The sequence below is a fragment of the Bacteriovorax sp. HI3 genome (assembly GCF_059738875.1).
Genome location: NZ_AP026946.1, coordinates 1,461,417 through 1,486,456 on the forward strand (window position 1 = coordinate 1,461,417; position 25,040 = coordinate 1,486,456).

Annotated in this window: 29 protein-coding genes and 1 tRNA gene; 16 read left to right on the forward strand and 14 right to left on the reverse strand. The window is 41.6% G+C overall.

Going from position 1 to position 25,040, the window contains the following annotated elements; translation table 11 throughout:
• Positions 1–37: 37 nt before the first annotated feature.
• Both AC6JA8_RS07310 and AC6JA8_RS07315 read right to left on the reverse strand, forming a co-directional pair.
• Complete coding sequence (locus AC6JA8_RS07310) at positions 38–2,269, reverse strand: monovalent cation:proton antiporter family protein (RefSeq protein WP_497976472.1); 2,232 nt, start codon at positions 2,267–2,269, stop codon at positions 38–40.
• A gap of 167 nt (positions 2,270–2,436) precedes the next feature.
• Positions 2,437–3,027 carry a hypothetical protein gene (locus AC6JA8_RS07315; RefSeq protein ID WP_497976473.1) on the reverse strand — a complete coding sequence of 197 codons (591 nt, stop codon included), beginning with the start codon at positions 3,025–3,027 and terminating at the stop codon, positions 2,437–2,439.
• Positions 3,028–3,096: 69 nt separating this feature from the next.
• On the opposite strand from AC6JA8_RS07315, the gene AC6JA8_RS07320 reads away from it, so the two are divergent.
• From AC6JA8_RS07320 to AC6JA8_RS07340, 5 genes are all read left to right on the forward strand, one after another.
• On the forward strand, positions 3,097–3,879 hold the full coding sequence (locus AC6JA8_RS07320; protein ID WP_497976474.1) for a trypsin-like serine peptidase: 783 nt from the start codon (positions 3,097–3,099) through the stop codon (positions 3,877–3,879).
• Between the two features lie 24 nt (positions 3,880–3,903).
• Entirely contained in the window at positions 3,904–4,641 is a 738-nt protein-coding gene (locus AC6JA8_RS07325; RefSeq protein ID WP_497976475.1) for a DUF3750 domain-containing protein, read from the forward strand.
• A 75-nt stretch (positions 4,642–4,716) separates the two neighbouring features.
• The gene (locus AC6JA8_RS07330) at positions 4,717–4,953 is read left to right on the forward strand and encodes a hypothetical protein (RefSeq protein WP_497976476.1); all 237 of its coding nucleotides are present in this window, start codon (positions 4,717–4,719) and stop codon (positions 4,951–4,953) included.
• A 138-nt stretch (positions 4,954–5,091) separates the two neighbouring features.
• Positions 5,092–5,898 (forward strand): hypothetical protein, encoded by an 807-nt coding sequence (locus tag AC6JA8_RS07335; RefSeq protein WP_497976477.1) that lies wholly within the window; start codon positions 5,092–5,094, stop codon positions 5,896–5,898.
• Positions 5,898–7,067 carry a hypothetical protein gene (locus AC6JA8_RS07340; RefSeq protein ID WP_497976478.1) on the forward strand — a complete coding sequence of 390 codons (1,170 nt, stop codon included), beginning with the start codon at positions 5,898–5,900 and terminating at the stop codon, positions 7,065–7,067. Before AC6JA8_RS07335 ends, AC6JA8_RS07340 begins: the two co-directional genes overlap by 1 nt.
• Before the next feature lie 2 nt (positions 7,068–7,069).
• On the opposite strand, the gene AC6JA8_RS07345 is transcribed toward AC6JA8_RS07340, so the two are convergent.
• On the reverse strand, positions 7,070–7,645 hold the full coding sequence (locus tag AC6JA8_RS07345; RefSeq protein ID WP_497976479.1) for a superoxide dismutase: 576 nt from the start codon (positions 7,643–7,645) through the stop codon (positions 7,070–7,072).
• Between the two features lie 110 nt (positions 7,646–7,755).
• On the opposite strand from AC6JA8_RS07345, the gene AC6JA8_RS07350 reads away from it, so the two are divergent.
• On the forward strand, positions 7,756–8,328 hold the full coding sequence (locus AC6JA8_RS07350; RefSeq protein ID WP_497976480.1) for a helix-turn-helix domain-containing protein: 573 nt from the start codon (positions 7,756–7,758) through the stop codon (positions 8,326–8,328).
• A 41-nt stretch (positions 8,329–8,369) separates the two neighbouring features.
• Here AC6JA8_RS07350 and AC6JA8_RS07355 read toward each other — a convergent pair whose 3' ends face one another.
• Positions 8,370–8,786, reverse strand: coding sequence for a DoxX family protein (locus tag AC6JA8_RS07355; protein WP_497976481.1), 417 nt, complete (start codon positions 8,784–8,786; stop codon positions 8,370–8,372).
• Positions 8,787–8,855: 69 nt separating this feature from the next.
• On the opposite strand from AC6JA8_RS07355, the gene arsC reads away from it, so the two are divergent.
• The 3 genes from arsC (at position 8,856) to AC6JA8_RS07370 (ending at position 11,432) form a co-directional block, all read left to right on the forward strand.
• The gene (gene arsC / locus AC6JA8_RS07360; protein ID WP_497976482.1) at positions 8,856–9,206 is read left to right on the forward strand and encodes an arsenate reductase (glutaredoxin); all 351 of its coding nucleotides are present in this window, start codon (positions 8,856–8,858) and stop codon (positions 9,204–9,206) included.
• 175 nt (positions 9,207–9,381) lie between these two features.
• Positions 9,382–10,728, forward strand: a complete 1,347-nt coding sequence (locus AC6JA8_RS07365) for a hypothetical protein (protein WP_497976483.1) — start codon at positions 9,382–9,384, stop codon at positions 10,726–10,728.
• Between the two features lie 329 nt (positions 10,729–11,057).
• The gene (locus AC6JA8_RS07370; protein ID WP_497976484.1) at positions 11,058–11,432 is read left to right on the forward strand and encodes a hypothetical protein; all 375 of its coding nucleotides are present in this window, start codon (positions 11,058–11,060) and stop codon (positions 11,430–11,432) included.
• Here the strand turns inward: AC6JA8_RS07370 and AC6JA8_RS07375 are convergent, their stop codons facing one another.
• Complete coding sequence (locus AC6JA8_RS07375) at positions 11,433–13,727, reverse strand: HzsA-related protein (RefSeq protein ID WP_497976485.1); 2,295 nt, start codon at positions 13,725–13,727, stop codon at positions 11,433–11,435.
• Positions 13,728–13,843: 116 nt separating this feature from the next.
• Here AC6JA8_RS07375 and AC6JA8_RS07380 point away from each other — a divergent pair, with 116 nt between their 5' ends.
• Positions 13,844–14,140, forward strand: a complete 297-nt coding sequence (locus AC6JA8_RS07380; protein WP_497976486.1) for a DUF167 domain-containing protein — start codon at positions 13,844–13,846, stop codon at positions 14,138–14,140.
• 90 nt (positions 14,141–14,230) lie between these two features.
• Here AC6JA8_RS07380 and AC6JA8_RS07385 read toward each other — a convergent pair.
• Positions 14,231–14,306: transfer RNA gene (locus tag AC6JA8_RS07385), tRNA-Phe, on the reverse strand.
• Positions 14,307–14,474: 168 nt separating this feature from the next.
• On the opposite strand from AC6JA8_RS07385, the gene AC6JA8_RS07390 reads away from it, so the two are divergent.
• The 3 genes from AC6JA8_RS07390 to AC6JA8_RS07400 all read left to right on the forward strand — a co-directional run bounded on the left by AC6JA8_RS07390 (position 14,475) and on the right by AC6JA8_RS07400 (position 16,956).
• On the forward strand, positions 14,475–14,996 hold the full coding sequence (locus AC6JA8_RS07390; protein ID WP_497976487.1) for a DUF1176 domain-containing protein: 522 nt from the start codon (positions 14,475–14,477) through the stop codon (positions 14,994–14,996).
• A gap of 66 nt (positions 14,997–15,062) precedes the next feature.
• Positions 15,063–15,863 carry an alpha/beta hydrolase gene (locus AC6JA8_RS07395; RefSeq protein WP_497976488.1) on the forward strand — a complete coding sequence of 267 codons (801 nt, stop codon included), beginning with the start codon at positions 15,063–15,065 and terminating at the stop codon, positions 15,861–15,863.
• Position 15,864: 1 nt separating this feature from the next.
• Positions 15,865–16,956, forward strand: a complete 1,092-nt coding sequence (locus AC6JA8_RS07400; protein ID WP_497976489.1) for a serine hydrolase domain-containing protein — start codon at positions 15,865–15,867, stop codon at positions 16,954–16,956.
• Here AC6JA8_RS07400 and AC6JA8_RS07405 read toward each other — a convergent pair whose 3' ends face one another.
• Positions 16,957–17,430, reverse strand: a complete 474-nt coding sequence (locus AC6JA8_RS07405; protein WP_497976490.1) for a MarR family winged helix-turn-helix transcriptional regulator — start codon at positions 17,428–17,430, stop codon at positions 16,957–16,959.
• 114 nt (positions 17,431–17,544) lie between these two features.
• On the opposite strand from AC6JA8_RS07405, the gene AC6JA8_RS07410 reads away from it, so the two are divergent.
• The gene (locus tag AC6JA8_RS07410) at positions 17,545–17,958 is read left to right on the forward strand and encodes an organic hydroperoxide resistance protein (protein ID WP_497976491.1); all 414 of its coding nucleotides are present in this window, start codon (positions 17,545–17,547) and stop codon (positions 17,956–17,958) included.
• A 74-nt stretch (positions 17,959–18,032) separates the two neighbouring features.
• On the opposite strand, the gene AC6JA8_RS07415 is transcribed toward AC6JA8_RS07410, so the two are convergent.
• The 3 genes from AC6JA8_RS07415 to AC6JA8_RS07425 form a co-directional block, all read right to left on the reverse strand.
• Positions 18,033–18,224 (reverse strand): hypothetical protein, encoded by a 192-nt coding sequence (locus AC6JA8_RS07415; RefSeq protein ID WP_497976492.1) that lies wholly within the window; start codon positions 18,222–18,224, stop codon positions 18,033–18,035.
• A gap of 102 nt (positions 18,225–18,326) precedes the next feature.
• Positions 18,327–19,694, reverse strand: coding sequence for a sensor histidine kinase (locus tag AC6JA8_RS07420; RefSeq protein WP_497976493.1), 1,368 nt, complete (start codon positions 19,692–19,694; stop codon positions 18,327–18,329).
• Positions 19,684–20,373, reverse strand: coding sequence for a response regulator transcription factor (locus AC6JA8_RS07425; protein WP_497976494.1), 690 nt, complete (start codon positions 20,371–20,373; stop codon positions 19,684–19,686). The genes AC6JA8_RS07420 and AC6JA8_RS07425 overlap by 11 nt, the downstream gene beginning before the upstream one ends.
• 375 nt (positions 20,374–20,748) lie before the next feature.
• Between AC6JA8_RS07425 and AC6JA8_RS07430 the strand changes: the two genes are divergently transcribed.
• Complete coding sequence (locus AC6JA8_RS07430) at positions 20,749–21,240, forward strand: OmpA family protein (RefSeq protein WP_497976495.1); 492 nt, start codon at positions 20,749–20,751, stop codon at positions 21,238–21,240.
• Positions 21,241–21,278: 38 nt separating this feature from the next.
• Here the strand turns inward: AC6JA8_RS07430 and AC6JA8_RS07435 are convergent, their stop codons facing one another.
• The 3 genes from AC6JA8_RS07435 to AC6JA8_RS07445 all read right to left on the reverse strand — a co-directional run bounded on the left by AC6JA8_RS07435 (position 21,279) and on the right by AC6JA8_RS07445 (position 23,023).
• On the reverse strand, positions 21,279–21,803 hold the full coding sequence (locus AC6JA8_RS07435; protein ID WP_497976496.1) for a hypothetical protein: 525 nt from the start codon (positions 21,801–21,803) through the stop codon (positions 21,279–21,281).
• Positions 21,804–21,894: 91 nt separating this feature from the next.
• Complete coding sequence (locus AC6JA8_RS07440; protein WP_497976497.1) at positions 21,895–22,425, reverse strand: adenine phosphoribosyltransferase; 531 nt, start codon at positions 22,423–22,425, stop codon at positions 21,895–21,897.
• A gap of 19 nt (positions 22,426–22,444) precedes the next feature.
• Positions 22,445–23,023, reverse strand: coding sequence for a YceI family protein (locus AC6JA8_RS07445; protein WP_497976498.1), 579 nt, complete (start codon positions 23,021–23,023; stop codon positions 22,445–22,447).
• A gap of 146 nt (positions 23,024–23,169) precedes the next feature.
• On the opposite strand from AC6JA8_RS07445, the gene AC6JA8_RS07450 reads away from it, so the two are divergent.
• Positions 23,170–24,045 (forward strand): LysR family transcriptional regulator, encoded by an 876-nt coding sequence (locus tag AC6JA8_RS07450; RefSeq protein ID WP_102243207.1) that lies wholly within the window; start codon positions 23,170–23,172, stop codon positions 24,043–24,045.
• 256 nt (positions 24,046–24,301) lie between these two features.
• Here AC6JA8_RS07450 and AC6JA8_RS07455 read toward each other — a convergent pair whose 3' ends face one another.
• Positions 24,302–25,018 (reverse strand): hypothetical protein, encoded by a 717-nt coding sequence (locus tag AC6JA8_RS07455; RefSeq protein ID WP_497976499.1) that lies wholly within the window; start codon positions 25,016–25,018, stop codon positions 24,302–24,304.
• Positions 25,019–25,040 lie beyond the last annotated feature (22 nt).

The following is a 25,040-nucleotide window of genomic DNA, read 5'->3' on the forward strand; positions in this document are numbered from 1 at the left end:
ACAAACCTTCTCCTCTCATCCAGGAGAAGGTTCTTTTTTAACTTTTTAGATTTTGATTTACGCGTTTGATGTCGGCCACAACCCAAAGAAGATCTCCTGCTTTTAAGATCATTCCTGAGTCTGGATTGAGAAAACGTTTACCATCTCTTTCAACACCGACAATGAGTCCTTCAATTTTTTCTCTGAGTCCACATTCGCGGATCGATTTTTCAATGTATGTTGAGTGTTTGGATAGTGTAAAGCTCTCCAGCCCATAACTCGCATGTTCTGGAACCTCTGCGTGGAAATCTTCAGCTTCAATCACTCGTTTAGCTTCGGTCAGTTCAGTGTCTGTTCCGATCAGGTAAACTTTATCAAAAGGCATAAGAAGTGTGTCTCTTCCTGGGGCCATGATTTTTCTGTGGCCTCTTTCAATTAAAGCGATAGTGACACCAAATTTTTCTTTAAGCTCTGATTCCTGGAGAGTTTTCCCAATAATAATTGAATTAGGTGAGACTACGAACTCCGACATGACTGCATCCCATGGGGCCAGTACCGGCTTCGTTTTTTGCAGGGCCAGCTCTTCACGTTCTTTTTCATTTAAGTTGTACATGAAGCGCTCTTCAATAGAGTGGTAGAAAGGTTCAATGAAATTTCTAAAGACAATCGCTGCTCCTACAATAACCAGGAAAGCAAAAAGATATGAACTGTGCATTGTCGTAAAACGGCTGATGAGTCCCAACACTAAAATGATCCCCAAAATCACGCGGGTAATAGTTACACCAACCAGTAGGTTTCTTAGCTTCGCTACATCAGTTGAGCTGCTCAAAGAAGACTGGGCCGGGGCTCCGAAGATAATCGCCCATAAAAAAGGTGCGGAAAGAATAATGGCAATGATGGCCCCGATACCAGGAATATCTCGGGAGTATGTGGTTAAATCAAAAACATAGTTAAGAATAATCTGCTCTGTAAAAAGAGCAATACCTACAACGATTGTCACGTTTAGAAGAATGCGAATCCCGTAGGCGCGCCAAAGCAGGCCGTAAACTCCCACTTCACTTTTGTGAGCAAAGGTCGTCTCGTAATGAGTGAGCTGGTCTTTAAGTCCTTGAGGCAAGCGTGCGCTGATCATTTCATAAAGAGCATTTGAATTCTTGATTAAGTAGGGGGTCGTAAATGTGGTAATCGCTGAAACGGCGACAGCAATAGGGTAAAGAAATTCGCTGGTCACTTTGAGAGTCAGACCCAGAGTCGCAATGATGAAAGAAAATTCCCCGATCTGCGCTAAGCTGAGACCGGCATGCATTGAAGTCTTAAGCGACTGCCCTGAAAGAAGTGCGCCTACTGTTGTACTTAAAATTTTTCCGACGATCGTGACAACTGTGATTAGTAAAATGATGTCCGCATATTGATAGAGAGAGTTCGGGTTGATCATCATTCCGACTGAAACGAAGAAGACGGCGGAAAAGAGATCTTTGATTGGGTTAATCAAATGTTCAATATTTTTTCCTTCTTTAGTCTCCGCTAAAATTGACCCCATGATAAAGGCCCCAAGAGGAGCAGAGAAGCCCACGTTTGTCGCTACGATAACCATCGTTAAGCAAAGTGCCAGAGCAAGAACGACTGTCGTTTCCGGAGTTAAGAGTTTTCTAATGGCATTGAGTAGGTTCGGGATAACGTAAATCCCGACCAGGAACCATAAGGTTAAAAAGAAGCCGAGTTTAAAAGTGGCCGTGGCAAGTTCTGAGCCTGAGAGTGTGTTAGAGACGGCGACCGTAGTAAGTAAAACGAGAAGTAAAATTGCAATCAAGTCTTCTACAATGAGAATTCCAAAAACCAGGGAGACGAATTTTTTTCCTTTAAGCCCCAGTTCATCAAAGGCACGCACGATAATGGTTGTTGAAGAGATTGAAAGAACTCCACCAAGGTAGAGACTGTCGATACTGTTCCAGCCGATCATCTTCCCGGTTAAAAAACCAATCCCCAACATAAAGACTGCTTCAACAAAAGCGGTGATCCCGGCACTCTTTCCCACGCGCGAGAGTTTTTTAAAGCTGAATTCAAGTCCCAAACCAAAGAGCAGGAAGATAACTCCGATTTCGGCCCAGATGTGGACTGATTGAGTGTCCTGAACATGGATAAAGAAGGGGAAGTTCGGTCCCAGAAAAAAGCCGGCGATTAAATACCCCAGAACAACTGGTTGGCGGAGGCGTTTAAATAATAGGGTAACGAATGCAGCAGTAATGAGGATAAAACCGAGGTCGCGAATCAGATCAGGTAAGTGGGCCATAGGTGTCTTGGTTAAAGATGAATAATAACGAAAATTCTCAATAAAAACGCTACATGAGACAGGCGTTTTTTTCAATACCTAGTGAGTTGAAAAAGAGGATGTTAAATGCGTCAGAAGAAAAGCTGATGAAGATAAGAAAAATCTTATCTTCATCAGCGATATAGGTATTATCTTTGTGGGCAACGTCCCTGAGCTTTACAGTCCAGTAGTCGGCCTCTTAGTTCCATCAATTCTTTGAAGTTCAGGCTTAGTTCAAAATCAAAGCCCTGATTTAATCCACCGGCCTGAGAAATAGTGAAGAATTTCTGAATATGTTTAAATTGATCTTTTGAGTAGCGCTTTCCATCTTTGTCTTCGATGATGATGCTGCGGTTAAGGTAAGTTAAAAAACGCATGCGTTGTTCTTTGGCCTTTTTTAGAGCACCACTAAAACTCTTCCAGCACTTCACTTCCGCCACTGCTTCAACTTGATTTGTGTTTTTATCGATGACCACAACATCGAGTTCACCGATTGTTGTTTTTTTGTCGTCGTAGCGAATGCTGTTGATGATGTCATAGTTGGCAGAAGGGTAGATTGATTCTACTTCTCTGACTGCCACTCGCTCACAGACCATCCCTTGAGGTTCAAAATCCACCTTGTCGCGAGCAAGAATATTATAGTATTCCTCAACGCCTTTTGAGACAACCGGAGTCTTCGCCTGAAGCTGTGAAGTTAATAAAAGAGCACAAAAAAGTGTAGATTTAATTAAGATTTTCATAGGTTAGGCTTCTAGCGAAATTACATACTGCTTGGCAATTAAATTCTTTTCCATTAATAGAAATCTAACATGTTAATGACAATTTTATTGGCCTTTTATTTAGTTCAAGGACGCGCTCAGGAAATGGGTGTACCCGCGATGGATATGAGAAATATCCACGGCAAATACGCGCGCACTCCAGTGCTTTCGCTTGCTGACTTTAGAAGTAAAGTGATTGGACTTATCTATGATGAAAAGACTAAAGCGACATGTACAGGAGTCTTAATTGGCCCTCGCCATGTGCTCACTGCCGCTCACTGTGTTTATAATTTTAAAACGAAAGAATGGAGTGAAGGACTTCTTTTTACGGCGGGAAAACTTTCTAAAAACGACCAGGGGCTTGGCTCATCAACTTATCAACGTTTCTTTGTTCAAAAAGAATACATTGAAACAATGAAAGAGGAATTTGACTTTGCATTGGTCGAATTGACAGAAAATCTTGGTGATAAAATTGGCTGGGCCGGCTTTAGATCTCTGACTAAAGAAGAAATGATTGAAGGAAAAACGGCGCCGATTACTTTTGCCGGCTATCCCGGAGATAAAGAGTTTGGCACTCAATGGAGTGTGACTTGCCCTGGAGTCGTTGCTGGAAATCTTCTTAGTTATTTTTGTGATTCATTCGGTGGAATGTCAGGGAGTGCACTCTTTAGGCAAAACGATTCACAAAACTATGTCATCGGAGTTCACACTTTTGGCGGTCCGGAAAAAAATGGTGGTGTGTACATCAATTCCAAGAACTATAATCTGATTAATGCCTGGAAAAATTTTGACCGTTACTCAGACAATACTGTTGTCCATTCTTTTGCCAAATAAAAAACAATCTGATTTGATAGTGAAATGAAAAACATAAACCTGATGTTGTTTCTGACATTATCCCTGACATTTTTTTCATGCGCTCAAACGACTGACTGGAGAACGGCGACGAAAGAAAGCGCCAAAATCGCTCCACTTCCTAGTGTTGAAAAAGAAGCCGTTGTTCAAGTTTACGCTGCTAAAACAGTGAGCTGGCGTGGATATTTCAGTGTACACAGTTGGGTTGTCACCAAAGAAAAAAATGCACCTGAATACACCACTTACCATGTAATTGGCTGGAGGGCACAGCGTGGTCTTCCGGTTATCAGAGTGGAAAAAGACATTCCTGACCGCCACTGGTTTGGAGCGAGACCTGAACTTATTGCCAGCTATATTGGGCCTAAGGCAGAGGCCATGATTCCAGAAGTGGAAGCCGCTGTGAAAAGTTACCCCTATGCCGAACAATACCGGGCCTGGCCTGGGCCTAACAGCAATACATTTGTCTCACATATTATTCGTTCAACTAAAGGCATGACGGTAGAACTTCCTTCCAATGCTATTGGGAAAGACTGGATCTACAAAGGCCAGCCTCTGGGATGGTCAGAGACAAAAACAGGAATTCAATTTTCTATTGTCGGTGCTCTTGGTTTTACTCTTGGTCTTGGCGAAGGAGTTGAAGTCAATGTGCTTGGACTTTCTTTTGGTGTAGATTTTTTACGTCCTGCTCTTAAACTTCCTTTAGTCGGGAGAGTGGGGATGGATGATAAACCAGTCTTTGATTAATTTAAAAAAATCTTTATAATTAAAAAATCTTTTTTCGAAGGAGTGGAAATGAAAAGATTATTCGAAGGAGTGGAAATGAAAAGATTATTAAGTTTAGTTATGCTTCTTGCAATGCTGGCTTCATGTTCAGCAATTGAGAATGCGACTGAAAAATGGAAGACACCAGAGACCCCAAATGCAGGTCTTTCTGAAGGCGAAAAATCAAATTACCTGGGCCGCGAAGCAGTCCAAGACGATAGAGGCAAAATCCCAACTAAGCCTGCTGCTAAGAAAACGACTAAAAAAACTGCCAAGCCTAAAACGACTAAATAAGTAGAATATTAGGACTTAAGAGAGCAAAGTGATTGTTTTTACGTTCAACGTATGGTGATCATCTTTGCTCTACTACCGAAAAATCCCATTCGTCTTTATAATTAATAAGAATTACGGGCCCTAAATCCAGGTTAATTTATGAAGACGTTTTTACTCCTCCTTCCAATGGTTTTAAGTACTGCATTTGCAGCTCCTCAATCAAAAGTAATCTCCACTAAAGACCTTGAGAAAATCGAAACCGAAGTGCAAAGCAAACTGCAGTCTAGTCTGGTTGATGACAAGAAAAAGTTTTTTGTAAATCTGCTTGCGGGAAGAGAGTTGTATCAATACCGCTTCTATGACAAATCAAAAAAGTATTACCAGGATGCGATTAAGTTAAACGTTAAAGAAAATAAGGCGGAAGCATATATCAATTTGATGGCCATTGCTTTAAACAGCAAAGATCAAGCAGAGCTTAAGGCCGGGTATGAAGCTGCTAAAAAATACTTTGCGGACAACAGCAAATATAAAACACAGGATATTGAATACTACCTGAGCGCTATTGAAAAAAGACTCAGTGGAAAAGGTGAGGTCCCTGGTTTCTATGGTTATTTTGCAGAAGAGAGCAACTTGATCGAATTGATTAAAAATAAAGAATTTGAAAAGGGGCTGAGTGTGATTAACCCGGATGCCCTTAAACAAAGCCAGGATAGTTTTAATATCATTGCCTACGACACACTTAACGTCGCTGTTAATAAAAAAAATGTTAAAGAGCTTTACTGTGCACCCGAATATAAAAAATATCCTAATGCCTACACTTACAGCATTATCTTATGCGGACTCTTGAGCGATTATTTAAAACAGGGCAAGTTCGATGCAAAGAAACTCGCTCGCGCTCAAACGTACTTTAAAGAAGAAAACCAGGAGAAAAAATACCTGTTAGAAGCAGTGGAGGGCATTAAGTAATGAAAAAGAACATATGCCTTATGCTTTTAATTGTACTTTTTACTTCTTGTGAATCTCAAATTGGGACAGCGGTTAGTTCAGCATTTACCAATCTTTTTACCGGTAAAGGCTTCGGCAGCTCAAGCAGTGATGAGATGTATGATGAGCTCAAAGAAAAAGAGCGAATGAGCAAAGAGACTTCTTATATCAGTGGCAGTGGTGCTTGCGCAAGTGGAGCAGAAGAGGCCCTGGTAATGGTTTTAGACAAGACGGCCAATCAATTTTCAAAAATCAAAGACAAGCTTTGTTCATGCAAGGCCTGGGGGACGTGTGACAATAAGTCATGTTCATGTGAAAAACTCTGCCCTGAAGGATTTGATATTTTAGACCGTGGCGTGGATAACGATGCACCGGAAAACTCTCTGTCTTTTACTAACGGCGATACTGCCTTCTACAAAAAAGATAGTGGGTATACAGGGTATTGCTGGGGGCACGCTGTTGTCACTCAACGCTTTAACCGCCTGGCGACTTTTAATGCCAACTATAAAAAGCCATTTGCCGAAGATGATGAAAAATCTACGCGAATCAGAAATTATCAGTACATCATTGATAAGATCAACAACAACGAGCCAGTTGAGATCAGAGGATTTAAAAACCTAAAAGAGTTCTCTAGCGACCCCGAAGTCAAAGACCTGTTACAGGAATCAGTGAAAAAGAACTGGGGTGAAAACGCAATGAGTATGCAAGGGCTCACAATGGTGACGAGCACGCGCTCACAAGGCGAAGAGTACTACAGCAAGTTATTCGACGATATTGAGTACCGCTTAGGTAAGCACCAGGAACCGACTATTGTTTTAAATCAGCTTGGCGAAGGATCGACTGCTCATGCTTTCTTAATTAGTGGAAGTGGAGTTGACCAGACCACTGGTGAGCGCTACCTGTGTGCCCGCGATAATAATTTCTCTGCTGAAAGAATCACTAATTGCCAGAAAAAACTTTATTTAACCAAAGCGGGGACTCTCGAGTATCACATGATACCCGGCATGCCCCCGAAAGCTATTGGTAATATGAAAGTCTCTTATACTGAAAACAGCAACACTGTTGAACAGGTTAAGAATTTAAAAGAGTATTGCATGGGCCTTAAGGGATGCAGAGGTCCCGTCGGCAATGAATACTCAAACGGCTATTAGTCTTACAGATTTTTGTTAGCAAAATCCCAATTCACTAACGCCCAAAATGCATTAATAAATTTTGGGCGCTCATTTCGATAATCGATGTAATAAGCGTGCTCCCAAATATCCACAGTGATCAGTGGTTTATGCCCTGTTGTGATCGGAGTTTGGGCGTTACTAGTGTTAACGATCTCTAGTTCTCCCGCCTTATTTAAAGCAAGCCATGTCCATCCGGCGCCGAAGTTAGAAACAGCTGACTTAGTGAAGGCTTCTTTGAAGGCCTCAAATGATCCCCATTTTTTTGTGATCAGTTCGGCCACTTTTCCAGTCGCTTCACCTCCACCGTTTGGAGAAAGAGAGTTCCAGAAGAATGTATGGTTCCAGATTTGAGCAGCATTATTAAATACCGGCCCTTCTGAACTCAGGATGATTTCTTCAAGAGTCATCTTCTCAAATTTTGTTTCTTTGATTAAGTTGTTTAAGTTTGTCACGTAAGCATTGTGGTGCTTGCCGTAGTGATAGTTAAGAGTTTCCTCAGACATGTGAGGGGCAAGTGCAGTTTTGGCATACGGTAGTTCTGGTAGTGTAAATGACATAGATTTCTCCTTGATTAGTCCTAAGCCTAATCTAAACCCATAACCTGCTAAACTCAGCCAATTGTTAACTTATTAGATCTTTGCTAAAATAATAACAAGGTGGATATTATATGGACAAAGAGTTTGAGTTACTTTCGCATAACCTGGCCCATAACTTACTGGAACTAAGGCAGAGGAGAAACCTCACTCAGGAAGCACTGGCCAAATTAGTGGGAGTGCCCCGTTCAACTATTGCCAATCTCGAATCAGGAGTCGGAAATCCCTCGCTGACCAATCTGGCACGCTTATCTGCGGCCCTGCATATTCCAATTGAAAAACTGCTCACTCCACAAGATATTGTCTGCAAACTTATTCCCGCAGACGAAGTGACTGTTCAAACCAGAAGTCAGGGAGCAGTACTCATTTATAAACTTCTTCCAGATGCTCTTCCCAATATGGATATTGACCGCATTGAGATTGAGCCAGGCGCTCAGATGAAGGGGACGCCACATCCTTCGGGAACAAAGGAATATTTTCACTGCATTCAAGGTGAGATGACGGTGAATGTTTTAGGCAATACCTATGTTGTTAAGAAGGGAGATGTGCTCGCCTTTCCGGGTGAAGTTAATCACGTGTATGTGAATAAAGGAAAGAGTCTGGCCATTGGGATGAGTGTGGTTGTTTTAACGCCTCTGGGGGCTTAATGATGAAGACTGCCCCACTAAATAAAGTGGGGCATAAAAAATTACTTCATGAAATGATCAATAGAGAATTTTCCTGCTCCGCGAGTCGCGAAGATCAGCGAAATACCAAAATATAAAAGAGAAAGTTCTTTAACGTCCCATGGGTCAGCAAGGTGAACTCCAAAAGCGGCAACAAACATAGTGAAGGCCATAAAAAGTGCCGCTGGTCTGGTCATAAAACCAACAGCTAAGAAAATCCCACCAAGAAGTTCAGCAAGAGCAGCGGCCCAAGCAAAAAGAACAGGCATCGGAAATCCTAAGGCCTGCACGCCACCGATAAGTTTTTCACCTGGAGGCATTTTTCCAAAACCATGGAGCGAGGCCATTAAAAGCCCGGCAATCACTCTAAGGACAAGTAGCGAGGTTTCATTAAAGAGTGAATTCTCTGGCGTTGTTTTGAATAACAATTTTTTGATCATCAATGTCTCCTGTGGAATTTTTTGCGAAATACTTTTAAAATAGGCTAACAGTAAAAAGGAAAATTACCAATGAAAAAGGCCATCTTAATTCACAATCCACGCTGCTCAAAATCCAGAGGAGCAAAAGAAATCTTAGAGGAGCAAGGTATTGAGTTTGATACTATTGATTATTTAAAAGATGGACTCAAAGAAAAACTTCTTTCGCATTTACCAAGTCTCTTGGGCCTTACTTATAAAGAGATCGTAAGAGAAAAAGAAGATGTTTATAAAGAGCTCGGTCTGCAAAATAAAAATCTTTCTGATAAAGAATGGATTCAAATTTTAATGAAACATCCCATCTTAATTGAGCGACCGATCTTTATTTATGGTGATAGAGCAGTGATCGCAAGGCCTTCTGAGTTAGTGACGTCGATTCTTTAAACGCCTTACACGCTCTGGTGCCGCTCTGGCACTGGGGCCAATACAACATTCTGAGATTTATCTTGTTTCAATGAATTTTTGTTTACTTGACGCATGTCAAATGATGAACAGAAATGGCATACCAATTGCCTCTACTACTCTTGTTAAAAATCCAAAGTAGTCAAAGGGGGACGAAATGATATCAACAGCACGCACGCTGCTTGTGATGGTTATGATGCTGGTTATGAGCATCGCTCACGCAGAAACTTCAAAGACAATTAACTTCGAAAACCAAAGAGAAGAAATTTTCGATCTGGAAAACTGGCTGAAAGAGACTCGTTACAAGACAGAGACAGTAGATTCAACTTGCTATCGCAGTGAACCTTATACTGAGTATGTTTGCCGTGATGTCACTAGATACCGTCAGCAATGTGAAACAATTCCCGGCCATCAGGAATGTAGAACTGTTTACGACAGAGTTTGTAGAACAGAAAATCGTTATGAAAATGAATGTAGAACTGTACCAGGTGAGCAACAGTGCCGCGTGGTTGTTCGTTATAGACAAGAATGTACAACTTCAGGTGGGGGACAGCAATGTCATACAGTTCCTGGAGAAGTTCAGTGTCGTGTAGTGAATGGAGAAAACCGTTGTACAAAAATTCCACCAAGAGAAGTTTGTGAAACAAGACCAGGGCAACAGCAATGTCGTCAGGTTCCTTATGAAGAAAGAGAGTGTTCTACAGGACCTTCTCGTCAGGAGTGCCGTCAAGTGAGCCGTCCACACGAAGTGTGTGAGAACCGTTCTCGTCAGCAGTGTGACTGGGTACCAGCTGAGCAAGTTTGCCGTCAGGTTCCATACACAGAAAACGTTTGTGGAAACGAAACTCTTTACAGACAAGTTCCATACGCTTGTAAAAAAGACGTCCAGGTGCCATACGAAGTGACTCTAAAAACTCACCAGGCAAACGTACAAGTTCTTTTTGATGCTAAAGGGGCCGATCTTGCTTCTCAATACACAGTTAACCTAAGCACAAAAGGTGACCTGGAAATTCTTGGAAAAGAAATTGCTGGATCAAAAGCTGTGGCCTTTGTTAAAAGAGATGTGAAAAACGAAGCACAGGCAGACCTGAACTCTATTAAAGCGGTTTATAAAGTGGCCCTTTATAACAAAGCGGACCTTTTCTCTGTAAACGAAAAAGGGATCTCTAATGTTGATCTTGGAAAGCGTTCACTATCGTTTGTTGTAAACGGTAAATTCGATCAGGCGAGATCATCTCTTCTGGTAAAAATCGCCAAAAAAGATGACGTAAAATTTGAAAAGACTTTAAAACCGTCTCAATTTAAAGCAAAGTTTGACGGAGCTGTCACAAGAGTAGACATCGACCTTGAAAGCCTTGGGGCCCCAAAACTAGGTGGACTATTTACTAAAAAGCACCAGGTCACTCTGAAATTAAAAATGGATTATAGTGATGTTGGAGACGTTCTTCTTCCTAAGTTAGGTGAGCTAGCTGTCGGCACAAGTGTCGAAGCAGAAGCTGACTAAAAAAGAGACATCTCTTTCCTTGTATAAGAAGGGTCCGCTTGCGGGCCCTTTTTTATTCTGATTGGAAGACCCATTCAGGCTAATTCAAAAATATAGTTCGGTATGAGACTAAAAAAATAAACACAGAAAGAGAGACTTCAATAAAATTATCCCTCAAGATGTTTTCTGCTCACTCCGAATCTGTGGCCATGGAAAATAATCTCGCAAAATTTTTGGCCGGTACATTAGAGTTTCAAAATAGTTCGATAGTCAAAGTAAGAGTCGGCCTTAAAAAGGTCCATGAGCTTCACTTCCTCGCCATTAACTTGGGACGAAAGTGCGATTCGCTCATGAGAAATATTAATTATACAAAAGACCGTGAGGTCGGAGTCGATCATTTTTCTTTTCAGTTGGATTCGCTTAATGCTTCAATCGTCAATATTCAAGAGAAGCTCAAAGTGCATGAGTCCGAGATGAATAAGTATATCGAAGCCTTTCAGCGCTACAATGTCAAAATCGAGGCAGGTATTGCAGAAGAAGCGGCCACAACACCGTCAGTCCTTATGATGAATGTCCGCAAAAGAAACGAAGAGTTTAAGAGTTTAAGCCAGAACTATCTGCTGACGATTCAATCTTCTTATCATGAGCTTTATAAGGCCTCCGCCTTAGTTGATCAGATTAAAAATAAAGAGAACATCTCTCTTCGCAAAAGAATGTGCGGATGATTATTTAAGCGACTTCCAGTTGCGAATTAAGTTTCTTAGGGCCTCTGGTTTATTTTTTGGCTCAGGTAATTTGTTGTGAGTGGTTGAGTTGATTCCGTGGCAAGAAGCACACGTTCTAATTTCACCTGGAGCAAAACTCACCCAAACGCGCTCGCGCACAACTGGTTTTCCGTTTGGATCAACCAACTGCCATGAAAGGGCCCTTCCTGCAGGAACAAAAGCGGCCATCGATCCATCAAGACCCAATTCCACTTTTCCTTTGTCGGTATAGAATTTTTCAATATCCGGATGATGTTCATTATTTCTCACCGGACGAGAATAGACTCTGCGACCATCTTGTTTTTCATAACTGCGGGTTAATTCACCCTGAAAGATTTGAAGCTTAGAAATGTCGTAAACCTTCCCTTGGGCCGGAATGTTTTCGGCACCACCAGGGATGCGCAGGTTAAATGGCTGGCCGACATCGGCCTTATCTCTCATCGTGACGTTGCGGGAAACGATCAGGGCCAGTTTTTTTTCTTTAAGCCAATTTTGCAATTCGACTTCATCAACACCTTCTTCAGTGAGCACTGATTTTTCAATGGGGTCAGTGGCCATGAGAGGAGTGCTTGAAGGACGTGGGCGCGGGCGCACTTCGACAGCGTCTGTTTCATTGAGTTGACCTAAGTATTCCTTAGGCGCTTCAGCATCTGTCCACCAGCGCACGTGTTTAACAATTCCTTCCGTCAGTGGATTGCCCGCAATCATGTCCGTATCAAAAGGATTAGGGATCATTTTTTTGAGTCTGAAAATAAAACGCGGTCTGGTTGTCCCTGGGTCCGTTGAATCGTCTTCATTGAGGCGGTATTCATTGGTGTGGCTCACCAGAATACTTCTGTCTGCAAGCCTTACAGGGTTGCGGTAGTGGCCGGTCATTGATGGAAGCCTGTCACTTGTTCTTTCTGGAAAATAATCCAGCGTCGCATTCGTGTAATCAGTCATGATGACATCTTCCGGATTTTTTCCAGGAGGAAGATTGAACTCCACAATGCGACCGGCAGCTTCGCGACCAAATTCCAGGGCGTATGTTCCTAAATAAGTTCCAGGATTGTCCTGGTCTTCTTTTAATTGAAAGATCCCCGCATTGCCGGCAATCGTGTCGCGCATTTTTTTATTCACACCTTCTCGAGGTAAAAATTCGCTTAAGTTGGGGTCATCAAGAAAAACGGGAGGCATATAAGAGCCACCAAACTCATGTCTGCCAGCATGGTTAATAGTCTCTTCGTTAGAGCCGTCTTCGTTAACTTGCCAGATAAAAAACTGGTTAAAGTTATTAATCGACTCGTTAGGGTCCTTAGTCGGATCTTTTATTGAGCGCGCTTCAGGGAAGAGTTCATAAAGCACTCCGCGTTTGTCGGCCAGGTATTTTCCATTTTCATCGAGTTCTGGAAATTTTGTTCTGACAGCGCTTGAAGTTTCATCGGGAAAATCAAAGGCCCGGTAACTTCCTTTTTCATAGCGGTCGGCATCGGCCTGCTGGTCTCTTTTTAAGTGATCCCACTTGGTAAAGATAACTCGACCAAAACTATCGAGAGAAAGATCGTAAGCGCCACTTGGAGCGTGTTCGATCATTGAAAGTTTTTTTGTCTGCAGATTGATTTTCCAAATCCCGGTGTTGGAAGGAGTTGATTCATACTCATCCAGTTGGGGGTAGGTGTGTTTCATATTGTAGAGAGGAGCGTCTGAAACAAAAATGATATCGTCAGTGGCCCCATAGATCGGAGAGAGGTTGTTGTACTTTGAAGACTGGTAAGGAATTTTTTTTATAACGACAGTGTCGGATTCATTAAGCCCAGATGCTTCATAAATTTGCCAACGTCTATTGCTTGCTCTATCAAAGCGCTCTTTTGGGCCGCCTACAAGCATAGAAAAAAGAATTTTATCTCCACTCCAGTGAACGGTTGGCTGGCGAACGGCAATGGCCTGAGCGCCCGCTTGAATTTCTCCAGAAGCTATTCCAAAACCTGCTTCAGCTGTTAGGTTTTTTAAATGGCCGTTAGGGTAACGGATATAAAGGTCTCCACCAGGAATGGAGTCGACAATAGATGTCCCGTGATTACCAAAAGCATTTAAATGTCCTTTCATTCCTACAACGGGAACATTGGCCACAAAAACAATTGGGTTGTTGGTTATCATTATCGGGTAATTTTTTTCTTGCGAAATGATACCTGTCGATGGGGCACTGTTGTGGGAAGCGGAACATCCGATAAGAAGAAAAACGATGAATAAAAAATAGACAGACTTTAGAGCGCTCATTACTCTTGTTTTATAGCTTAAAAGATGGCCTTTTGAAAGGCTGATGCGCTTTCCCGAGAGAGAGGAAATGTGAATGAGCGATAGCTTACTTGAATGCTTTTCACGTTCAAAATCAAATGACTATTATAACTGCTAAAAATTCACAATCCATTCTTCGAATTTATGTCCAGCCAGGGGCAAGTAAAAACGAAATTTCTGGTCTCTATGGAGAACCACCTCGCTTAAAGGTCAAGATCAAGGCCCCGCCTGTTGATGGTGAGGCCAACAAAGAGGTCATCGCTTTTTTTGCTAAGCTTTTAGGGATCAGCAAAAGCAGAATCGAACTTGAAAGAGGGGAAACCTCACGCCAAAAAGACCTATTGATTGACTTAAGTGCAGACGAAGTTAAAAGTTTACTGTCGATATCAGAGTAAGTTAAAAAGAAAGAGAGAAGATTTGATAATTGCTTGAAAAAAGGCAAAAAAAAACCTCGTGGGTTAAACGAGGTTTTTAAAGTTCCAAGATGGTGCCCAGGGACGGAATCGAACCGCCGACACAGGGATTTTCAGTCCCTTGCTCTACCGACTGAGCTACCTGGGCGCGACCATTTTTTGGAATCTAAAAAATAAAGTATTTGAGGTAGTCCGTCAAACTATTTTCTTAAAAAAATAAGGGTTTTGTAGCCTATAAAGTTTTCAGATTCCAAACAAAAAATTCCTAGGCGTGTTAAAAACGGACATCAACACACACTTAAACTTGGAGTTTTCCATGAAAATGAAATCTTTATTCGCTCTTGCTCTTACTTTGTCTGCTGTGACTGCGTTTGCTGGTGAGATCTCTATTCCAAAAGAAGTTCTAGACCGTCATACAAATGCATGTCCTGAATTTGCATCAAATGAATACCTACAAAGAGAAGCTTATCAACTTCCAGGATCAGAGTATTCACCAAAGGGTGGAACACTTTATGTTCTTGGTTGTGAAATGTATGCGTACAATTCTCTAGAAAAAGCTTATATCGTTTCTCCATGGGGAGAAGTGACTAACGTTGCAGTCGCAGAAGTGGCGGCCGACGGTTCAATCATGGCAACATCTGATTTAATGGGCGCTGGTTATGATGCTGAAACTAAAACTCTTGGAACATTCCAAAAAGGTCGTGGAATGGGGGACTGTGGAAGCTCAGCGACTTATCAATACAGCCCGGAAAACCAGCGTTTTGTTCTTATTGAAGCAAGAGTGAAAGATTCTTGCGATGGAGAAGAATCAGAGTGGCCAGTTGTCTACAAAAAATAATTTAGATTAAACAAATTGCACATAAGAAGGGAGACATCTAGTCTCCCTTTTTGTTATAAATGCCCTATGAAAATTCTAAAAGGCTATCTCAACTATCAGAATCAAAAAACGAACGTCATGTACTTCCTTCCGGATTTAGACGGAGAGATTAAACCGACGTTTGCCATTCTTACTCACGGCTACACTGCGGATAAGAGTTCGATCATTAACTGGCCTATTCGCCTGGCCGAAGTGGGTGTCTCGTGTGCGCTTTTTGATATTCCCGGTCACTACCAGGGAAATTACTCTGAAGTCGAAAGCTTTGAAGAATTCAAAGAGCATGCTCATAAACTCTTTTTAGAAGCTTTTAAAGGTCTTTCTTTGGCCTTTAAAGAAGAGTTTCCACTCAACGAACACTTCTTAGCTCCAGGAGAGTTAAAACTTGTCCTAGGTGGGCATTCGCTCGGGTCCCTCCTGGCCTTAAAGGCCCTGATGATGAAGGAATTTGAAGGCTATGAAAAAAGAGGTGTGGGCGTAGGACTCGGGATGGCGCCAAAAGATGTGGTCCATCTCTTTGATACGCCTTTTTATAAGTCGACTTTAAAAGTCAGGGAACAACTGGTGTCTCCGGAGCTTAAACCGGACAATGTTTTCCCATGGATTCGAGACGAAAAATATAATCTGGCACTGACAAACCAGGACATTCACCTGATTTCAGGGATTGATGACCTGGTTGTAGGCGATGATGGGGCCGAGAGGTTTATGGAAGCCCTTGTGCAAAAAAACAACAGGGTTACAATAGATAAGCCATCCAAACTTCCGCACCACGAACCGCAAGGGGCGGCTTCGTATGTGAAGAAGTATTTAAAAAAAATCAACTGGGTCTGATATGAAAAAACTCTCACTCCTTCTGCTACTGGCCGCTTTGGTCTCTTGTCAAAAAGACAAAACAACAGTGGAAGATGAAGGAGTCGATGGAGTGATTAGACCTTTGACCTGCTCAACAGCGGCGATTGAAAACCAGCTCAAACAAACACTCACCAATGCCACAACAGATGCTGACTTCACACTTTTAGTGGAGCGCTCTGACGGAAGACAATACACATTTAGCCGAGGCACTTCTAGTGTTTCGAGTCTTTATGAATCGGCCTCGACTTCAAAGCTTGTCTCTTCTGTTATTATTTTGCGACTCGTGGATCAGGGTTATTTAAACCTGACCGATAAACCACAAAAGTATATTTCATCGTGGCCGATTGTGAGCACTGATTCTCTTTACAACATCAATCTTGCTCAACTTTTAAGTTTTACTTCAGGACTGGAAACAGAACCTCTTTGTTTAAACGCTGGAAGTTTTGACTTTGAAAATTGTGTGCGCAATATCGCCACAACCAATTCAGGCAATGGTGTTGTTCCAGGATCAAAATTTTATTATTCAAGCACCCACATGCAAGTGGCAGGTTTAATGGCCATCAAAGCAAAAGGTGTTTCGTCATGGCAGGACATTTTTAATAGTTTCAAATCAGAAACCGGGCTTTTTTCTACAGGGAGCTATGACCTTCCATCGAGTGCTAACCCAAGACTCGCAGGTGGAATGCACTGGAGAGCAAGTGAGTATCTGGCCTTTTTGCGCGCTCTAAAAAATGAGACGCTCCTTTCGGCCAATCTGCAATCGCAACTTTTAATGGATCAGACTGCGGCAGTTGCTTTTGGCAATTCTCCGGCAGTCAATGCCCTTGGAGAAATGTGGCATTATGGTTTTGGTTTATGGCATGAGTGCCAGAATTCAACTTATAACTGCACTCCAGGTGTGCGCGTTTCGAGTCCGGGAAGTTATGGTGCTTATCCCTTTTGGGACAGGCAAAAAAAGTATATTGGTATTTTGGCCAGACAGGGGGCTCTTGAGACTTTTAAAAATGGGGCCCTTCTGGAGAGAACTGTCCGGTCATCTCTGGATGAATGGGCCACTTGTCAAAACGAGTGATCACTCAACGAGGGCAGCTTGATTTAAATTTTTAATCAGCTGATTCAGGCGCTTTTGCAAATCAAAAAATTCTTTTTCTTTTAACTCTAATTGACAGGCAATCTGCTGCGGAACCTGAAGTGCTTTCTTTTTTAAATCTATTCCTTTTTGCGTGAGTTTGATTGTAACAACGCGCTCGTCTTCTTCAGATCTTTTTTTTGTCAAAATTTTTTTTGCCTCAAGTTTTTTTATCAATGGTGAAAGAGTTCCTGAGTCAAGGCTTAATCGTTCTCCCAGCTCCTTAACGGCGAGGTCATCGCTTTCCCAAAGAACCATCATCGTCAGGTACTGCGGATAGGTTAAATCCAATGGGGCCAGCAAGGGGGCATAGGCCTGGGTCATGGCCTTGCTGGCAGCGTAGAGCTTGAAACAAAGCTGGTTGTCTAAAAGCAGAATTTTTTCGCTGTCGATTTTAGAAGTCTTGTTTTTTGCCATACTTATCTCCTGTGCAGGTCTTGTCTAACATCATAGCATAAAATTAAATTGTATGCAATTTAATGGCGAGGTAGGATGACTTCAGTGAATAACAAAAAAAAGGAGAGACTTAATATGAAAACACTTTATCAAACATCAGTGCAGGTTAGTGGTGGACGCGACGGGATTGCAAGATCAAATGACGGAATGCTGGAAGTAAGGCTTCAGGCCCCTAAAGAGCTTGGAGGCAAAGGGGGAGCGACAAACCCAGAGCAACTTTTTGCTGCCGGGTATGCGGCCTGTTTTGAAAGTGCCTTAAGACATGTGGCGCGTACTCAAAAAATTGCTATTGGAGATACATCTGTAGAGGCGACAGTTGCCCTTGGCGCCAGAGAAGACGGCGGGTTTATGCTTGAGGTTGGATTAACCGTTAACGTAAACGGAGTAGAGAGAGCTGTGGCCGAAAAACTGATGGAGACTGCCCATGTGGTTTGCCCGTATTCACATGCGACTCGTGGAAACATCAATGTAAATCTTAAACTTGCTTAAAAAAAAACCCCCTTCTCAATAGGCTAAAGAAGGGGGCCATTTCCTAGGAGTATATGAATACAGAAAAAGTGCTCTTAAGCTTTTCCTGTACGCATAGCTTTTGCGATACATTTTTTAAGTTCTTTCTTTGATAGCTCAGCGCCTTTTGTTGTAAGGCAAAGTTCTTTTGCATCTTCTTTAGAAAGTTTTGCTTTTTTTGGTGCTTTCTTAGCGTGGGCCACGTTTAGTGATAATAAAAGTGCAGAGGCCAGTAACAAGTGTTTCATCTTCAATCTCCATTTGTTGATTAGTTCCAACTATAACATTCACCCTGGTGAAACAGTAGAAATGTAAAATAAAATTTTCTTTATCTTCGAGGGAAAAAGCGACTAAGTGATGAGATTTTTTGTGAATTTGATCGTGATAATTGTGCCGTGAGTTCCCGAATTGATATCGAGATCCCAGTTATAAAGTTTTGTTAATGTGTTGATCCACGCTAAACCTAAACCCGTGCGTTTATGTTTGAGTACTGGATTGTGTGGCCCGGAATTAAATGGCTGTCCGATTCTCTCAATAACTTCTTTCGGAATTCCAGGCCCCAGGTCACTGATGCGAAGAGTGTTGTCGAAAGACTCAATGGTCACAGGAGAGGATTCCGGCGAATAGTTTAAAGCGTTGGTTAAAAGATTGGTAATCAACTGTAAAAGATGTTGTGGATTGGAGATGACGACAAAATCTTCTTTCAGTTTATATTCAATTCTTCCAGGGTGCAGGCGATTTAAACCTTCAATCTGATTTTCAATCGAGCTGGCAATTCTAATCGCGAATAAATTATCTTTTTGTTGAGTGTTTTCAACACTGGCCCACTCTAGAAATTGCGAAACGATATTAGAGATTCTCTCAATTTGTTCATGCATCGATTGGGTTAGAGTCGGGTCTTTTAATTTCTCTTCACTTAAAGATTCAACATCAAAACTTAAAATAGAAAGTGGAGTCTTTATTTCGTGGGCCAGCTGATACGTCCACGGCTTGGTCATTTTGTAATTGATATTAATTCTTTCTAAAAGATCGCTGGTATTATCGACCAGAGAAGAGAATTCATCGTTGTTTAAAAAAGATTTTTTTGTGTATTTAAGAAGTTTTTTAGGAAGTGAAGGGACTGGTCTTAAATTCTGCAGGTCCTGGCTTGCCAGTTGAAGATGTCCCGCCATTAGTTTTAATGGATTGAGCAGGTATTTGGTAAGTACAATTGAAAAAATAAGAATCGGAATGATCGTAACGACTAAGTATAAAGCAAGCTTATTGGAAATAAACCACCAGTCAAATAGTGTAGGGTCAATGACCGCCCCGATTTGCAGTGTTTTTCCAGGTCTCTTGGGAAGTTTTAAGTTCAGGATTCGCAAAGTCTTTCCATTGACACTGTACGAGTAGACCTGTGGTTCTCTTGGAGGATCGATATTCATCAGCGTCGCACTTTGCGATTTGAAAATAATTTCACCTGGATCAGTTCTGACGATAAAAAATTTACCTACGCGGTTACTTCCCAACTCTTCAGAAATAATTTCTTCAGCTTCATCAAAATTGATTTTTTTAATATCTGGAAGTTCCGAGTTAACTAGAGCAACCGCACTTTCTCTCAATTGCAGGTCAATCAGCTCCAGGCGTGCGGTGTTTAGGTAATAACTAAAACTTACCGAGAGCACGAGTCCTACGGTACAAAGAGAGAGCAGTAATATGAGGAAAAATCTAAACTTCAACCCAGTATCCTACAAAACGGGTGTTTTTAATCTGCACTTTTGAACCGGCGTTTTCCAGTTTTCTTCTTAAACTATTCATTGTTGATTCAACTACATTTGTTTCATTTTCCAGAGAAAAGCCCCAGATGGATTCAATCAATTGGTTTTTGCTGTAGATCTTTCCGATGACTGAGCAAAGAGCGTGGAGAACCAAAAATTCTTTAGCAGTGAGGTTTAGCACTTCACCATCAACGGCAACTGTGCGGTGGATGAGATCGAGTGTCAGGTTGGCCACACTGTAATTGAGATGAGCATCTGAATTAGATGATCTTCTGATAAGAGCTTTTAGTCTTGCTTTAAACTCAGTGGACTCAAAAGGCTTGGCGAGGTATTCGTCAGCTCCACTATCAATCAGCTTCGCTTTTTCCAGTGAAGAGTCGATGGCGGATAAAACAAAAATTCTCAAAGCGGGGTATTGCATGCGAATGTTGGCGACGTAGTCGGCCGAATCAGCTCCACCCATCATGCGATCAAGGACGACAATATCATAAGGCCTTTTTGTGCTTCCTAATTTTTCTAGAAGATCAGGAACATTGCCGACTAAATCCGAATTCCAGCCGAGTTCGGTGATTAGTTCTTTTACTTTATTGGCAATAGTGGGTTCATCTTCAGCGATAATGATATGTGCAGTAGTGTCCATCCGAAAATGATAAACATCTTGTGACACAGGATCAAGAAGCTTTGCGCTTTGGTGTTTATTCGAAGATAAAATTAATCATATTTTCGACTTATCCTCTTGATTTATTTGTCTTTTTTTGAAAAGAGGACTTCTAAAAAAAATACACTAACCCAAAAAAAATTCCGAGACGTGAGTTATGATGTCCGTACGAAAGCCCTTCGTACACCGAAGACACAACACTGGTGGGTTGGTTACCCCAAGGATCAGCCTGCTAGTGTCTTTTACTTTTTCATCTGCCTTTCTAAGATAAGATTAATTTTATTTTCAAATCGTTCATCAAATTGCTTTTGGGCCTTATCATAGCGGTTAAGAGTTTAATCCAACTAGAGGTCATGAATGTTAAAAAAACTTTGTCTTTTCTCATTATTAATTTTTGCTGTGGCCTGTTCAAGCGCTAAGAAAAAAAATGGTGCTGATAACAGCGATGCCGATGTCTCAGGAAAAAATGATTATGTCCTGGAACTAAACGGCGACTCTGATTCGGGGAGAGCTGGTCACTTAAAAACCATTTATTTCGATTACCGCTCGGCCAATATCACAGCGGAGTCTAAAAAAATGCTGGATGAAAATATCGCTTTTTTGGTGGCCAATGCAGCAGTGAATATTCAAATTGAAGGTCATGCCGATGAAAGAGGAAGCTCGCAGTTTAACCTTACGTTAGGGGAAAAAAGAGCACAGACGGTGTATGATTATTTAACCGGACGCGGAGTGGATGGAAAAAAACTCTCGATGATTTCGTTGGGGAAAGAAAAACCAGTTTCTTTTGGTCACGATGAAGAGTCTTGGTCGAAAAATAGAAGAGCAAATTTCGTCGTCACTGCAAAATAATAAAAAAAAGGCAGGTCTTTGACCTGCCTTTTTTATTCTTACTTATTTAACCAAACGCTGCTGTCACAGTACTCAATATCTCCATCAAACACATTTGATAGTTTAGTATAGCTCACAACACCTTTTTTCTCAGTGCGGTTGTACACTTCGTAGTAGCCGTTTCCACCGCCAACTCCGATGTTGAAGCGGTAAAGATCCAGGCCTTTAAATACAGTGCTGGTGATTTTTTCAAGAGTGATGTCATCAACTTGTGAGAAGAATTCTTTTACATCAGATCCTGAACCTTCTGCAGCTGCCGCCAGAAGAATGGGGTCTACTTTTTTAAGTTTGGCCATCGTACTTTCAGCGTTGTTATATTCAGGCTCGAAGTATTTTACGATCGTGCTATCAACTGTAAAAAGTTTTCCTTCATAGTCCTGGTGAACTGAGCACCCTCCAATGTATTGGCTTGAGCCGTCTTCAAGTTCAACATAAGCGTCTTCGTATTTTTCAGTGCGAGACATGTCTTTAGCAAAAGCTGTGAATGTCAAAAGAAGAGAAAGAACTAAAAGTGTGTTTTTCATAAGGCCTCCAAAAGTTGAATGGAGGCTTTATAGTTGGATAGGTACAAAAAGTACCATATAAAAAATAGATAATATTTATGTCAGAGGTAAACTAGTGTCCGGCAAATGAGCATAGAGTGAAGACTTTATGTCCCATGTTCTGGATTTTTTTGGCCCCACCTAATTCCGGCAGGTCGACCACAAAGGCCGTCTCGTAGATCTTTCCACCAACTTTCTCAATCAGAGTGATGGCACCGATAGCAGTTCCACCAGTCGCAATAAGATCGTCGATTAAAAGGACATTAGCGCCCGTGTGAAGGGCATCGTCGTGGATTTCGATAGTGTCTGAACCGTACTCAAGGTCGTAGCTTTGAGTGATTGTCTTTCCTGGAAGCTTTCCTTTTTTTCTAACCGGGATAAATCCCTTTCCTAGAGCAAAAGCAAGCGCAGAGCCTAGAATGAAGCCGCGGGCCTCAATTCCAGCGATGTAGTCGATAGGTGCGTTTTTGTATTTTTCCACCAGCATATTGATAGTGGTCTGAAACCCTTTTGGGTCTTTTAAGAGAGTAGTGATATCGCGAAACATAATTCCTTCTTTGGGATAATTGGGAATTGTTCTAATTAGTTGCGCGATATCACTCATTTTAAACTCTCCTATAAAATTACTTCTTAGCTTTTAGTGTTACAACGAATTCGATGTTGTCAGCGATAACTTTGTCACCAAGATCTTTAAAGAATGATCCTGAGCCGTACTTTACATCGTGCTTAGTTCTATCAACTGTGATGTTAGCAGAAGCTTCTGACTTTGTCACAAGTGCTGTGAAATTAACTGGAGCAGTTTTTCCTTTGATTGTAAGGTCACCAGTCACGTTGTAAGTGTTATCTTTTTCTTTTTTAGCGTTCTTAATCACTAGTTTAGACGTTCCAAACTTTGCTGTGTCGAAGAAATCCGCGCTTGTGATGTGGCCAACGAATTTTTTATTGTACTCAGCGTCTGTAAGGTCTGTGTTTGTGATTGTCGTCATATCGATAACGAATTCCCCACCTTTAAGTGTGTTTCCGTCAAAGTTAAGGAAACCGTCTTTAATCTTAACTTCACCAGTGTGTTTACTATCCACAAGAGTTTTCTTTCCTGTGTAAACCACTTTTGAAGCAGCTGGATCAATTTCCACTTTTTCTGTTTTTGCGAAGGCCGCAACTGATGAGAATAGAGCAGTAGCAATGAGTAATTGTCTTAACATAGTTCCTCCTAACGAAACTTAAAAAAGAAATATTCTTGTCAAAAATCCTAACTTAGGTTTGTATAAAAACAAATTATAATTTATCTATTGGATTAATAAGTTTTTGTGATGATGTTTAACGTAAGAAAAGTACGGAGATTGTAGAGATGACACTTGAACAGCTGTTGACTATTGAGGCCATCGTTAAAGAGGGAAGTTTTAAGGCCGCGGCCGATTATCTCCACAAAAGCCAGCCTTCTATTAGCATGGCAATCAAGAAGCTGGAAGAAGAGTACCAAATAGTGCTCTTCTCACGCGATGAATACCGACCGAGTTTAACGGCGGATGGAAAAGTGTTTTATCAAAAGGCGAGACTTTTACTCCGAGAATTCCGTGAACTCGAAGCACTGGCGATGCAGATGAGTAAAGGAGTTGAGCCAGAAATCCGTGTAAGTATCGACGCCGTTAGCCCGGTTTCATTGGTACTAAAATTCCTTAAAAACTTTTTTACCAAACACCCTTCAACAAAACTCGTGCTGCAATTTGAAATTCTCTCTGGGACTGTAGAGCGACTTATAGATGGCGATGTGGATATTGCCATTACGCCTAAACCCTTAGTTGAGCACACGTTTGATATGAGGCTTATGACGAAGACAAAAATGATTTCGGTTATCAGCACTCAGCTCATTAAAAACGAAAAGAAAATCACTGATGCTTTTTTGCGCAATCACAACCAGATTATTCTCGCGGACAGTGCCAGACGCATCTCTAAAGTCACTACCGGTGTTTTAGAAGGCTCTAAGAGCCTCACCGTAAGTGATATTGGTTTTAAGAAAGAACTGATCGTGCAAGGACTTGGTTGGGGAGGTCTGCCATACGATTTGATTAAAGCAGAACTCACATCAAAGAAGCTCTCTCCAATAAAAACTCCACTGATTAAAGACCGCGATATTGAAATCTATATGGTCAGAGATGCCAGTAAGCCCATGGGGCCGGTGCTTAAAGAATTGTGGGGAAGTATTGAGGAAGATGTGATTGGCTAAGGGAAAAAAATCGACGCTTCAAAATCCATTTCTAGTCGTCGACCATCAACGTGTATCCGTTTGTCTCTATGGATAAATACTATGGTGCGTTTACATTTTTAGATAGCTGTTTTTTCTTACTTTTCATCACAATTTTCTGACATCCAACGGACCATTTTTAAGGCCCTTTGCAAGTGCTCGTAACTGTTCATTACAGATCACAGGGGCAAAAAATTAGTCCTAAGTTTGGAGCAATAAAAGGGCCTTTTCTCGGGTATTATTTTTTATCAATAATAGTCTGATAAACAAATTCACCACGAAGAGCACGAGTTATAAACTCAGAATATTTACTGCTTAAAGCGGAATTCTCTTTCACAGTTCTTTCAATGAAGGTGCGAATGGCGACGATGGATTTTTCAACATCTTTGAACATCACTTTTTTTACGAAGCTTCCAAAGATAGATTTCGGTTTTACATACGTGCGGTAGCGAAGAAGAGTTTTTCCATTGTAGTTTTGAAAGTAAGCACCACCGCGTACATCTTCACTTGAAGAAGACTCCACCATATACCACTGCACTTCATAATCATCAGCGTGCTTAAAAATTCTTGCGCCATGAATGTACCTGGCGTTGGAAAGAGGAAAGGGAATGTGGAGCTCATACTCGGTCTGAACATCGGTGGGACTGACGTGTTTGACTGGAGTGGATTTTAAAAGATTAGGTGTGTAGTCCTTTTGAATATCGTAAGCGGCAAAAAGCCCTACAGCTTCCAGTGGTGAGGCATTGATAAGGGCGTAATAGGTGATTTCCGGCCAGGCAGAGCCCGGGACGTCCATGGTTCTGACGATAAACTCGCGTCCCTCAAGCTGACGAATCTCAGCGTCTGAGAGCTCGCTTTTGATGTCCAATTTAGCAGTGCCTGCAAAGGCATTGTAACTAGTGGAGAACAGAGTAACTGAGAGGATAAAAAAATGTGTAAAAAAGAAAGTCTTCATAGGGTGCCTTAATTTACAGACG